The organism is Roseibium sp. ROS1 (genome assembly GCF_054658215.1).
This window is the reverse complement of record NZ_BAAGIG010000003.1, coordinates 272,903-284,317: the sequence shown is the minus strand read 5'-3', so window position 1 is coordinate 284,317 and position 11,415 is coordinate 272,903. Positions and strand designations below refer to the sequence as shown.

The 11,415-nt window shown below is 61.1% G+C and carries 11 protein-coding genes; 4 read left to right on the top strand and 7 right to left on the bottom strand.

Annotated features, from left to right (window positions below; all coding sequences use genetic code 11):
* The first annotated feature begins 89 nt into the window (after window positions 1-89).
* Both ACYQ6M_RS17460 and ACYQ6M_RS17455 read left to right on the top strand, forming a co-directional pair.
* Complete coding sequence (locus ACYQ6M_RS17460; RefSeq protein WP_055658374.1) at window positions 90-704, top strand: LbetaH domain-containing protein; 615 nt, start codon at window positions 90-92, stop codon at window positions 702-704.
* A 163-nt stretch (window positions 705-867) separates the two neighbouring features.
* A complete protein-coding gene (locus tag ACYQ6M_RS17455; protein ID WP_229003215.1) occupies window positions 868-1,656 on the top strand; it encodes a WecB/TagA/CpsF family glycosyltransferase in 789 nt (262 codons plus the stop codon).
* Here the strand turns inward: ACYQ6M_RS17455 and ACYQ6M_RS17450 are convergent.
* Together ACYQ6M_RS17450 and ACYQ6M_RS17445 are read right to left on the bottom strand one after the other, a co-directional pair.
* Window positions 1,653-2,414, bottom strand: a complete 762-nt coding sequence (locus ACYQ6M_RS17450; RefSeq protein WP_460074776.1) for a cobalt-precorrin-6A reductase — start codon at window positions 2,412-2,414, stop codon at window positions 1,653-1,655. The genes ACYQ6M_RS17455 and ACYQ6M_RS17450 overlap by 4 nt on opposite strands.
* On the bottom strand, window positions 2,404-3,498 hold the full coding sequence (locus ACYQ6M_RS17445; protein WP_460074775.1) for a cobalt-precorrin-5B (C(1))-methyltransferase: 1,095 nt from the start codon (window positions 3,496-3,498) through the stop codon (window positions 2,404-2,406). Before ACYQ6M_RS17445 ends, ACYQ6M_RS17450 begins: the two co-directional genes overlap by 11 nt.
* A gap of 130 nt (window positions 3,499-3,628) precedes the next feature.
* Between ACYQ6M_RS17445 and cobA the strand changes: the two genes are divergently transcribed.
* Window positions 3,629-4,519: a uroporphyrinogen-III C-methyltransferase gene (gene cobA, locus ACYQ6M_RS17440; protein ID WP_460074774.1), complete on the top strand. Its 891-nt coding sequence runs from the start codon at window positions 3,629-3,631 to the stop codon at window positions 4,517-4,519.
* Window positions 4,509-5,828 carry a cobyrinate a,c-diamide synthase gene (locus tag ACYQ6M_RS17435; protein WP_460074773.1) on the top strand — a complete coding sequence of 440 codons (1,320 nt, stop codon included), beginning with the start codon at window positions 4,509-4,511 and terminating at the stop codon, window positions 5,826-5,828. Before cobA ends, ACYQ6M_RS17435 begins: the two co-directional genes overlap by 11 nt.
* Here ACYQ6M_RS17435 and ACYQ6M_RS17430 read toward each other — a convergent pair.
* The 5 genes from ACYQ6M_RS17430 to cbiE all read right to left on the bottom strand — a co-directional run bounded on the left by ACYQ6M_RS17430 (window position 5,825) and on the right by cbiE (window position 11,236).
* Window positions 5,825-6,454, bottom strand: a complete 630-nt coding sequence (locus tag ACYQ6M_RS17430) for a class I SAM-dependent DNA methyltransferase (protein ID WP_460074772.1) — start codon at window positions 6,452-6,454, stop codon at window positions 5,825-5,827. The two genes, ACYQ6M_RS17435 and ACYQ6M_RS17430, sit on opposite strands and share 4 nt — an antisense overlap.
* Window positions 6,455-6,637: 183 nt before the next feature.
* Window positions 6,638-7,411, bottom strand: coding sequence for a precorrin-4 C(11)-methyltransferase (gene cobM / locus ACYQ6M_RS17425; RefSeq protein ID WP_460074771.1), 774 nt, complete (start codon window positions 7,409-7,411; stop codon window positions 6,638-6,640).
* Window positions 7,408-9,330 carry a precorrin-3B C(17)-methyltransferase gene (gene cobJ / locus ACYQ6M_RS17420; RefSeq protein WP_460074770.1) on the bottom strand — a complete coding sequence of 641 codons (1,923 nt, stop codon included), beginning with the start codon at window positions 9,328-9,330 and terminating at the stop codon, window positions 7,408-7,410. The genes cobM and cobJ overlap by 4 nt, the downstream gene beginning before the upstream one ends.
* A complete protein-coding gene (gene cobI, locus ACYQ6M_RS17415) occupies window positions 9,300-10,025 on the bottom strand; it encodes a precorrin-2 C(20)-methyltransferase (protein ID WP_173013955.1) in 726 nt (241 codons plus the stop codon). The genes cobJ and cobI overlap by 31 nt, the downstream gene beginning before the upstream one ends.
* Complete coding sequence (gene cbiE, locus ACYQ6M_RS17410; RefSeq protein WP_460074769.1) at window positions 10,022-11,236, bottom strand: precorrin-6y C5,15-methyltransferase (decarboxylating) subunit CbiE; 1,215 nt, start codon at window positions 11,234-11,236, stop codon at window positions 10,022-10,024. Before cbiE ends, cobI begins: the two co-directional genes overlap by 4 nt.
* Between the last annotated feature and the right edge of the window lie 179 nt (window positions 11,237-11,415).

Below are 11,415 nucleotides of genomic sequence, written 5' to 3'. Positions count from 1 at the left end.
AGCCCCCAAGGTTGAGTGGCGTCCCCATGTTGGCCGGGAACACGTTTCACGAACAACCTGCTGGTGGAAACTGCGCAGGAGGACGATGAATGCCGAACCAGATCGACGAAGACAGGGACGCCAGGGCGCTCGGTGCGCAAAGCTTCGGCCTGAAGAACAGGCTGTTCCGTATCCTCTGGGGTATTGTCTGGTTCCTTCTGGCCTCCTGGACGCAGCCGTTGCATGGTTGGCGCCGTTGGCTCTTGCGACAGTTCGGAGCGACAGTGGGGGAGGGGGTCTATGTGGCTCCATCCGCCAGGATATGGCATCCGGGCAACCTGATCCTGGAGGATTTCGCCGCGATCGCAGACGGCGCGGATATCTACAACATGGGTCCTGTCACGATCGGCCGGTACGGTGTCGTCTCCAAACGTGCGCACATCTGCGCGGGAACGCATGACATCAACGACGACAAGTTCCTGCTGATCGCAAAACCCATTGTTCTGGAGGCCTATAGCTGGGTTGCCGCTGAAGCCTTTGTTGGTCCCGGGGTTCGTGTCGGCGAGGGAGCTGTTCTGGGAGCGCGTGCGGTAACGGTGAAAGACCTGGCTCCATGGACTGTTTATGCAGGTAATCCTGCCAAGGCGCTCAAGGAGCGGGCGCGGTTTGAGCGTAGTGACGTGCCGAAGCGGGGATGGCGTGAGCCGTTGGAAACCGCCGACTGATTTTCCCTCCGATTCAGTCTGCCCTTCAGGCCCATTAAATATCGGTAACTACGAACTTTCTAACGGCTATGTTTACAACTGCTTAGAGACCGATCGGATATTGCTCTAATGCGTTCGCCGCCGTCGTAACCGGGACGAACGTAAAGGGGAGACTGGGAACGGAATGCTGGCAAGAGATTTCGAGAGTGAACTGCTGGGGTGCCGGATCGAAGCAACCGCTATCGGTCCGTTTGCCATCGGGCGTCTTCGCTCCCGGGATGCCATCCAGCTTGTCGAGGCCGCCGTTCAAAAGCGGCAGAACCTCGATATTGCCATCTGCAACGCCCATACGCTCCTGTCAGCGATGGATGATCCCCGCTACGCTGCAACACTCCAAAAAATGACGCTTCTGAACGACGGCATCGGTATTAGCCTTGCCAGCAAGCTGCTCAGGGAAGAGCCGTTTCCGGAAAATCTGAACGGGACTGACCTCATTCCCCGGATCCTGGCGAACATCGGCATTCCGCTGCGGATCTATCTGCTCGGCGCCAAGGAAGAACAGGTTCGCCTTGCCAAGGAGCATATCGAGACTGCCTATCCGAAGCACCAGGTGGTTGGCTACCGAGACGGCTATTTCGCAAGCGATGAACTGGACAGCTTGTGCCAGGGGATCAACGAGGCAAAGCCGGACCTTTTGCTTGTTGCCATGGGGAACCCCAGGCAGGAGACTTTCATCGTTGAAAACCGGTCGGCGCTGGCTGTACCTGTCGCGATCGGGGTCGGGGCGCTGTTTGACTTCATGTCGGGGGCCGTTGTCCGCGCACCGAAGATATTCCAGGCAGCCGGCCTTGAGTGGCTGTTCCGCCTGTTGCAGGAACCTCGCCGCCTGTTCCGCCGCTATGTCATCGGCATACCGCGTTTTCTGTTTGCCCTGATGAAAATCAGATTTTCCAGGTCCGGCGTTTCGCGCTAGCTCCCACGTGCAAGGATCTGCCGTAACCGGTCAACGAGCGCTGAATTCGTTGGAGCAGTTTCGGCTTCCGGCAGTTCTGGCCGGGCGATCATGATGACGGGAAGTTTCAAGGTCCGCGCAGCCTCGATCTTGGCGTAGGAACGACTGCCACCACTGTTTTTCGTCACCACATGAGTGATGTTCTTTTCCAGAAACAGCGAAACTTCCTTGTCGGCAGATGCAGGGGGGCGGGAGAGGATCAGCTCCCAGGCGGAAGGTAATCGTGTTTTGGGCGGCTCGATCATCCGGACAAGACCGAAAATATCGTTTCGATGAGTGAAGCGCTCGATCTCCTTGCGGCCAATGGCCAGGAAGGCGCGCGCGCCGTCAGGCAGGGCCTTGGCCGCATCGTCCATGGACAGGACATTTGTCCATGCGTCGCCTTCACCGGGGTGCCAGCATGGCCGTTCCAGACGCACAAGCGGTACCTTGAGCATCTTGGCAGCCTCGGCCGCATTACGGCTCATTTGGGCAGCGAAGGGATGGGTCGCATCGACAATGACGGTGATCCCTTCGAGCCGCATGAAGGCAAGCAGACCTTCGGAGCCGCCAAAACCGCCGACGCGTGTCGGGACGCCAAGATCAGGCAGGTCACGAACCGCTCCGGCAAAAGAGGCAGTCAGGCGACTTTCCGGAAATGTTTCCGCCAGCGTTCCGGCCAATTGCCGGGCTTCGCTTGTTCCGGCGAGCAGCAGGATATGATCTGCCTTAGCGGTCAAAGCCTGTTTCTCCCAGCACTTTGCCCTGGCGGTCGGTGATCAGAACTTCCACATCCACCGGCGCATCGCGCAGGATCTGGCGGACGGCGTCCTTCGTTCGCCGCGCAAGTGGGCCGCTGAGATCGATACCGGCAACCAGGGAGGCATCCAGCACCTCCTTGGCCGTGTTGGCCGAGGCGGCCTGTTCAATCAGATCCGCGGAAGCGTTCTCCTGACGCAGAAGATCCTGCAGGAATTCGAAGTCGACGGAGCTGCGGGCCGAATGCAGATCGAGCGCCCCTTGAGCCAGCTTGGTGAACTTCGCAAATCCGCCTGCGAGGGTCAGCCGGTCGACCGGATGACTGCGCAGGTATTTCAGCAAACCGCCGGCGAAATCCCCCATGTCGAGAAAGGCGGTTTCATCCAGATCGTATCGGGCCTTGACCGCGTCTTCGGAACTGGCGCCGGTTGCGCCAACCACATGTGACAGCCCGACTGCGCGCGCAACATCGATGCCCCGATGAATGGACGCAATCCACGCAGCGCAGGAAAACGGCCGGACGATGCCGGTTGTGCCAAGTACGGACAAGCCGCCCAGGATACCAAGCCTGGGATTCATCGTCTTGAGGGCGAGCTCTGCGCCGCCTTCGATCGAGACCGTTATCTCGACATCGCCGGCCCCGCCATTCAGTTGGGAAACCTCATCGATTGCCGTCCGCATCATCTGGCGCGGCACCGGATTGATAGCAGGTTCGCCCGGCGGGATCGGCAGGCCAGGCCTTGTGACGGTGCCGACACCTTCTCCGGCCCTGAAGATTACTCCAGAACCAGGAGGCAACAGGTTGACGGTTGCACTGACCAAGGCGCCATGGGTCACGTCGGGGTCGTCCCCCGCATCCTTGATGATGGCGGCCGACGCCGATTTTCCTGAAAGCGTATGCCGGGTCAGCGCAAAGGAGGCCGTGCCACCCTTGGGCAGAGTGATTTCGACCGGATCCGGGAAATCGCCGGTCAAAAGGGCCTGATACGCCGCCTTGGTGGCTGCTGTCGCACAGGCTCCCGTCGTCCAGCCCCGCCGCAGCTCTTTTGGCTCTTCCTTCGACATGCTCTTTCTATAGACGATGAAATTCCGCTTTGTGCATATTAGTTTATGTGCGCGATGAAATGTCGTTTTCGCATCGTTTTTGATCGCCGAAGCGCTTGGCGTTACCGGGCCACGCGGGTAAACAGGAACCATGACTGGAGAAGACGACAACAACCGACCGCATGAAGGCTTGCCGGGAGACCTGCCAGGCGGGTTACCCGTGTTCGAACCCGGCTGGGTTTGGCTTGCCGGTGCAGGTCCGGGCGACCCCGGCCTATTGACGCTGCATGCGCTCAATGGCCTGCGCCAGGCCGATGTCGTCGTGTTTGATGCCCTTGTCGATCAGAGCATTCTTGCCTGGGTCAAACCGGGAGCCGTGACTGACTACGCGGGCAAGCGCGGTGGCAAACCGAGCCCGAAACAGCGCGACATAACCTTGAAGCTGATCGATTACGCCCGCGAAGGCAAAAGGGTGCTTCGCCTGAAGGGCGGCGATCCTTTCGTCTTCGGCCGCGGCGGCGAGGAAGCGCTCGGCCTTGTCGAGGCCGGTGTGCCGTTCCGTATCATTCCCGGCATCACCGCCGGTATCGGTGGTCTGGCCTACGCGGGGATCCCCGCAACCCACCGGGACTGCAATCAGGCAGTCACCTTCCTGACAGGCCATGACCAGACGGGCCTCACCCCGGACGCGATCAACTGGGATGGTATCGCCAAGGGGTCGCCCGTCATTGTCATGTATATGGCGATGAAGCACCTGGACGTCATAGCCGGCAAACTGATTGCCGGTGGACGATCTGAGGATGAACCTGTGGGTATCGTGTGCAATGCGTCCCTTGCAGGCCAGGACGTTCTGGAAACCACGCTGGGCCGCTGCGCTGAAGACGCGAAGGCTGCCGGGATCGAACCACCGGCAGTTGTTTGTGTCGGTGAGGTTGTCCGTCTGCGCAAGGGGCTCGACTGGCTCGGCGCCCTGTCGGGCAAGGTGCTGGACAGCGACCCGCTAGGCCTGCGCATATCCTCCCGTTCTGCCGATGCCGGCTGACACTGCCAAGGCAGGCGCCAAGGGTGTTCTGATTGCGGCGCCATCGTCAGGTGCTGGCAAGACCACACTGACGCTCGCGTTGCTGCGCGCACTGAAATCCGCCGGGCGTTCGGTCGTTTCCGCCAAGTCCGGCCCGGATTACATCGATCCGAAATTCCACGAAGCTGCCAGCGGGACGCCCTGCATCAACCTGGACGCCTGGGCTATGGACCCGGCGACACTGCAGATGCTTGCCCACCGTCAGGCCGACGGTCATGACGTTCTCGTGGTCGAAGGCGCCATGGGGCTATTCGACGGAGCTGCCAGCGGCAAGGGCTCGGCTGCCGATCTGGCGGCAACGCTGCATCTACCCGTGATTCTCGTCGTCGATTGCGGCAAACAGGCCCAGTCGGTCGCAGCGCTTGTTCATGGGTTTCAAAGCTTCCGGCCGGATATCAATCTCGCAGGCGTTATTCTCAACAAGGTTGGCAGCCCGCGCCACGAAGCCATCTTGCGCGCAGCGCTGGCACCGCTCGCCGTGGATGTGCTGGGTGTCTTGCCGCGGGTTCAGGAACTAGGCCTTCCCGAACGCCACCTGGGGCTTGTCCAGGCGGGGGAGCATCCGGATCTGGAAGCCTTTCTGGAAAAGGCGAGCGACCTGTGTACCCGGAATGTAGACCTGAACCGCCTGGAAACATTGGCGGCACCACTGAGCCCTGCCGGTGATAACAGGGAACACCTGCCCGCGTCGCTTGGCCAGTGCATTGCCATTGCCCGGGACGTTGCCTTTGCCTTTTCCTATCCGCATCTGCTGGATTTCTGGCGAAGGCAGGGCGCGAGGCTCGAGTTCTTCTCGCCACTCGCGAATGAAGCACCGTCACCTGATGCCGATGCAATTTTTCTTCCCGGCGGTTATCCGGAGCTACATGCCGGAAAGCTTGCTGCGGCAGACAGGTTCAAGGCTGGGGTCTTGAGCGCCGCAGCTACCGGAAAGCTGATCTATGGCGAGTGTGGTGGCTACATGACACTCGGCAAGGGCATGATCGATGCCGATGGCACGCGCCACGAAATGCTGGGGCTTTTGCCGCTGGAAACCTCGTTTCAGACCCACAAGCGTCACCTCGGCTACCGAAAAGTCATGCCACTCCGTGACCTACCCTGGCAAATGCCGCTATCCGCACACGAATTCCACTATGCCTCCATAATGTCGGAAGGCGGGGCGGAGCGGCTGTTTTCAGCGGAAGATGCCGAAGGCAACGAACTGGCACAGATGGGGCTGCGCGCCGGATCGGTCATGGGCTCCTTTGCCCATGTCATTGCTCTCGCCTAAACCACCTCAAGCACGACCAGCTCGCAATAGACGTCTTCCTTGGTGTGATAGGGACAGTGGCTGATCTCCAGCGTCCTTGTTTTGCTGTCCTGTTCCAGCTGTTCGACCTTGGCCTTGAAGCCGTCGGCCTCCCAGGCGCTATCGCGTACTGTCAGGACGATGGGAGCACCCGGTTTGGCGATGCGCAGCAGTTCGTCGATCCCTTCCGGACCCACATGGCCATTCGTGAAAACGCCAGCGCTGACGATGCCGTCATAAATGTTGTCGTCAATGCCTGAGAGCGAGCCCATCATGTCGGCTTGGGAAAGATTGCGGTAGGTCCCCCGACTGCGCGAATGCGCCAGCATCGCCGGTGTCAGGTCTATGCCGTCAATGGTCAGCGCTGCATTGCGACTGATCAACTCGCTCCCGACGAGACCGGTCCCACAGCCTGCGTCCAGGACCAACGCCGTTTTGGGCAGGCGTTTGACCAGTGCTTCCGCTGCAATCCTGGGGCCGACATACCCTATGGTCTGAAGCAGATCGGCATCGTAGGTCTCCGCCCAGTCCGCGTAGAACTTGCGAATGGCATCGGGATCACCGCTGAGAGAAATCGCCCGTTTCAGAAGTGGGTTTTCATCTGTCATGAGATTGCTCCTGTCCGGTCTTAATCCTGTTGAGATTAGGCGAGGGCAGGAGCGATATGCAAATGAGCGCTCTCGGACAGGCAAATCACTGCTCGATGAACCTGCGAAGCGTTTCGCGACCTCCCGCATGTCGATGTTGACAGACAGTGGAAGGCCGCGAAGTGGTTTGGTTCCGCCGGTTCCTCAGGCTTTCGCCTTCTTCTTCGGGCGCAGCACATGCACGTGGTCGGCGTCGTAAAGGGCGCTGTCGCGGAAGTCGGCTGCGGGCTTCAAGGCATGGCCGACGAAGATCAGCGCGGTGCGGGTGATCTTGGAGGCACGCACTTCTGCGGCAATGGTCGACAATGTGCCGTGAATGAAGGCCTCATCCGGCCAACCGACGCGGTAGGCGACAATCACCGGGCAATCGGCACCGTAATGCGGCGTCAACTGGCGTTCGACTTCCCGCAGGTTCCTGATCGACAGGTGAATTGCCAGGGTCGCCCCGCTCTTGCCGAGCGTGTCCAGGTCCTCGTTGTTCGGCATCGCCGAGGATTTCATTGCCGTGCGGGTGACAATGATGGTCTGGGCAACTTCCGGGATGGTCAGCTCGGTCTTGAGTGCAGCGGCCGCGGCCGCGAAGGCCGGCACGCCCGGTGTTACATCGTAATCGATGCCGAGTGCGTCCAGACGGCGCATCTGCTCCGCCGTTGCACCGTAAATGGAAGGGTCGCCGGAATGAACCCGGGCAACGTTCTGGCCCTTTCCATGGGCTGCCTTGATCTCGTCGATGATCTCGTCAAGCGTCATCGGGGCCGTGTCTATGACGCGTGCACCTTCCGGTGCGGCGGCAACGATCTGTTCAGGCACCAGCGAGCCTGCGAAAAGGCAGACCGGGCAGGATTGGATGAGCTTCAGGCCGCGAACGGTGATGAGATCGGGATCGCCAGGTCCGGCGCCAATGAAATGAACGGTCATGATTTGTCATCCGTTTCGAGAATGTCGGAAATGTCGGTCGTCACGTCTGCCATCTGGAACGAAGGCTCGGCTTCAGTGGCAACTGGCGCTGCTTCCAACGGCTTTGGTGCGTCGATCCGCTTGGCATAACCGCGCGGCGTATAGACGAAAGGTTTCCCGTCACCGCGCATGACGGTGCGAGTGTTGGTCGAACCGACCAGCACAGTGGTCAGCATGTCGACATCGTCGACGCTGAGCGCATGCAGACTGGTGACGCGGATGGTTTCCTCCGGCCGGCCAAGATTGACGCCGAGAATGACCGGTGTCGCTGCCGAGCGGTGCTCCAGCAGGATTTCCTTTGCGGCTGCAAGCTGCGTGCGGCGGCGTTTGGACACCGGGTTGTAGAAGGCAATCACGAAGTCGCCCTCGGCTGCTGCCCTCAGACGCCTTTCGATCACCTCCCAAGGGGTGAGGAGATCGGACAGCGAGATCGCGCAGAAATCATGGCCAAGCGGCGCGCCGATACGAGCCGAGCAGGCCTGAAGGGCGGAAATGCCCGGCGCGTTTGTGACGCTGACCCGCTTGGCGGCATCCGATACACCGCCATACTCCTCATTCCTGTGCAACAGTTCATAGACCAGCGAACCCATGGCGTAGATGCCGGCATCACCTGAGGAAATCAGCGCGACATTCTTGCCCTTGCCAGCTTCTTCCAGCGCAAAGCGGACGCGATCCTCTTCCGCGCCAAGCGGGAAGTTGTGGTGGGTCTTGCCGGTAATGTGCTGGTCAACAATGTCGAGATAAAGCGAGTAGCCGACAACGTCGGTTGCTTCCGCCAGAAGCTTGGTGGCCTCCGGTGTGCGCCAGTCGTCCTTGCCCGGACCGATACCGATAACGGACAGATGCCCGCGAGCCCGGCCGACCGTGTCAGTGTCAATCCACTTCGGCGACCGTGCAATGGCGCAAGTTGCGTTGTCGGTTTTCTGCTTTTCGACCTTCAGCGTTCCAAAGGCACCGGACGCGGCCAGTGCCGCGCCTTCAGACACTCCGTAACAGCCGACTTCCTTGAAGACGACGGGCGACGGGTTTTTCAGGCGCGGGGTCTCGCGCTGCAGGTCTTCTGCGGAAAAGACCCGAAGCGGCACATCCAGATGCGCGGCGAGAGCATTGACAGCGACCTCATCTGCCTTGAGGTCGATGGTCGCGATGCAGGCAACAGCGCCCTTGGCAATGTTGGCTCCCGCCAGTTCGGTCTCGACCAGTTCGATCAGTTCGGCCGCATCGCACCCGCGCGCGCAGCCGACGCCAACAGCATAGCGCTGCGGGTGGTAGACCAGACGCGTCGGACCTGCTTCTTCCGGATGTTCGGTTGCCGAAAGCGTGATGGCGGCGTCGTCTGCCAGCTGCAGCTTGGCCTCTTTCAGCCAGTCGGCGCGGCCTTCCAGGCGGACGGGAGCGCCGGAGAGCAGCTCGGCCATGACCGGTTTTGCATCTTCCGGATTGGCGAGACGCCAGCCGCGGGGCGGGGCGTCGAGCGCAACACCAAGCTTGGTGTCCCCAGCCGTCGTGATCGCCGCGTGCCCACCGAGAGCGCTGGCCAGAAGCTTGGCCAGTTCGTTGGCGCCGCGATGACCACCGAGCAGCGGCACGACACTCTTGCCGTCTTCCGACACGGCGATCACCGGCGGTTCGCTTGTCTTGTCGGACAGGACCGGTGCAAGGGCCCGGATCAGAATGCCGCTGGCGCAGAAGCCGACGATCGGATGACCGGCCTGAAACAACAGGCGGATATGGTCGATCGTTTCGTTGAACTGGGTGTCCGCCGTCGGCACACGGCCGGCAAGCCCGTGTATGCGGGCGGTTGAAAACCGTCTGGCGATCACTTCGGCGGCGGCGAGGCCGGCCTGGTTCAGGACGAGTAGGATGGGGGAAGCGTCCACGCTTCTTCTCCCTTGTAGATGAGGATCATGGAAAAATAGGGGGCGGTGTCGGTCTCAAGGTCGATGAGCCGATGAACCTTCTGCTCCGGCAGGCTGGCACGTTCCACGTATCCGGCCTTTTCCAGCAGCCCCATGTCGGAAAGCAAGGTCTTCAGCCGTGTCAGGTGACGGCCGACCTTCATGATGGCAACCGCCTGGGCTTCTTCGATCTTGCGGCGGATGTCCGCGTCCGGAAGCGGGCCTGGAATGACGGTAAGTACATCGTTTCGTGCCGTCAGCGGTCGTCTCAACTGAGCGGCGCAGGCTGTCAGCGAGGTGACCCCGGGCACGATTTCTATCGTGAAACGGTCGGACAGGCGCTCGAACAGATACATGAAAGAACCGAAGAAGAACGGATCTCCTTCACACAAGGTCACGACATCCTCACCGTTTGCCAAAACGGCGGCTATCTCTTCGGCGGCCTTGTCGTAGATCTCCTGTGCAGGGAACCTGTCGACCCGCATCGGCACGACAATCGGGATTTCCCGCACCCCATCCGGGATCACATCGGCAGCGATTGACCGGGCAAAGCTTTCGCCGGAATCGGGTGCGGGGTAGGCAATTACCCGTGCGCTTGCGATCAGCCTGTGCGCCTTCAGGGTCATCAGCTCCGGATCGCCCGGGCCAAGACCTATGCCATAGAGTGTGCCTGTCATGATTTCGTCAGGCTCCACTGCGTCACGGGCATCAAGGGACGCCATCCGGTCAAGCCGCCGACGGCGCTTGCCCGGTGAACGGAAACTTTCTTCAAAGTGCCTCCATGAGACTGATAGGCGGAGAGAAGTATGGCCTCGCTCTCCAGGGTCACTGCATTGGCGACAAGCCGTCCCCGGGGGCCTAGCGCTGCAAGACAGGCCTCGATCACACCGGAGGCTGTCAGGCCACCGCCAATAAATACCGCGTCCGGCTGTGGCAGATCGTGGAGGCCTTCCGGAGCGGTCACGTCCAACAGTTCCAGATGTGGGACGCCGAGCGCGACAGCGTTTTCAGCCGCCATTTGCCGTCGTTCCACATGCGGTTCCAGGCCGATAGCCCGGGTTCGGTCGGCTGCACGCAACCATTCGATGGCAATCGAACCGCAGCCTGCACCCACGTCCCACAAGAGTGCGCCGGGGTGAGGCTTCAACTCCGCCAGGGTGATGGCGCGGATGTCCTGCTTGGTCATCTTGCCGTCGTGGCGAAAGGCATCGTCGGCAAGGCCGGGTGTCCGCGCACGGAACCGCACACCGGGGTCGGCAATCACTTCCAGAGCAAGTGTGTGAAAATCGGCAACCTCGGTCGACCAGTCTTCCGCGGTACCTGCGACGCACCTTTCCCTGGTGCCGCCGAGATGCTCCAGAACCGTCATCCGGCTGCGCCCATAGCCTTCGTCGGCCAGGAGGTCAGCCACCTGGCGGGGAGTTTCCGCATTGCTGGTTAGACACAGGATCCTGGCGCCCGGGTAAAGCGATGCCCGCAACAGATCGACTGGTCGACCATGAACCGACAGGCAGTCGGTTTCCTGCAAGGCCCATCCCATTCGTGCGGCAGCCAGCTGGAAGGCGGACGGCGAGGGCAGCACCATCAGCTCGTGTGCAGGGAAATGTTTCAGCAAGGACGAACCAATGCCGAACCACATTGGATCGCCTGTCGCCAACACCGCGACGCGCTTCTGCCTGAGCGCTGCCAGATCTTCGAAGACGGTTGCAAAGGGGCTGGGCCATGTCCGCTTCTCGGCAGTGATCCCGCCCGTCAGCTCCAGGTGCCGGGTGCCGCCATAAACGATATCTGCACCTGCCAGGGCTTCTGCGCCACCCGGAGCCAGAACGCCGTCCTCGCCCAGGCCAACCAGCGTCAACCAGGGGCGCTTGTCTGTCGAGGAAGTCATTTGTCCTCCAGACGATAAGGTTTGATCACCGGTTTTACCGACAGGTCCCGTGGCGCGCCGCTACTGCTTGGCGATACCTGTCGGGCACCCCGTGAACGGTGATGGACCGGCTGGTCACCACTGCCGTCCGCAGACGTCTTGACCGAACCACCCGGCTGGGACAGGAACCCACGTGACCG

Bases quoted from the DNA above. Each gene is read 5' to 3' on its own strand.
- ACYQ6M_RS17460 (WP_055658374.1), top strand. From the start codon at position 90: ATGCCGAACCAGATCGACGAAGACAGGGACGCCAGGGCGCTCGGTGCG.
- ACYQ6M_RS17455 (WP_229003215.1), top strand. From the start codon at position 868: ATGCTGGCAAGAGATTTCGAGAGTGAACTGCTGGGGTGCCGGATCGAA.
- ACYQ6M_RS17445 (WP_460074775.1), bottom strand. From the start codon at position 3,498: ATGTCGAAGGAAGAGCCAAAAGAGCTGCGGCGGGGCTGGACGACGGGA.
- cobA (WP_460074774.1), top strand. From the start codon at position 3,629: ATGACTGGAGAAGACGACAACAACCGACCGCATGAAGGCTTGCCGGGA.
- ACYQ6M_RS17435 (WP_460074773.1), top strand. From the start codon at position 4,509: ATGCCGGCTGACACTGCCAAGGCAGGCGCCAAGGGTGTTCTGATTGCG.
- ACYQ6M_RS17430 (WP_460074772.1), bottom strand. From the start codon at position 6,454: ATGACAGATGAAAACCCACTTCTGAAACGGGCGATTTCTCTCAGCGGT.
- cobM (WP_460074771.1), bottom strand. From the start codon at position 7,411: ATGACCGTTCATTTCATTGGCGCCGGACCTGGCGATCCCGATCTCATC.
- cobI (WP_173013955.1), bottom strand. From the start codon at position 10,025: ATGACAGGCACACTCTATGGCATAGGTCTTGGCCCGGGCGATCCGGAG.
- cbiE (WP_460074769.1), bottom strand. From the start codon at position 11,236: ATGACTTCCTCGACAGACAAGCGCCCCTGGTTGACGCTGGTTGGCCTG.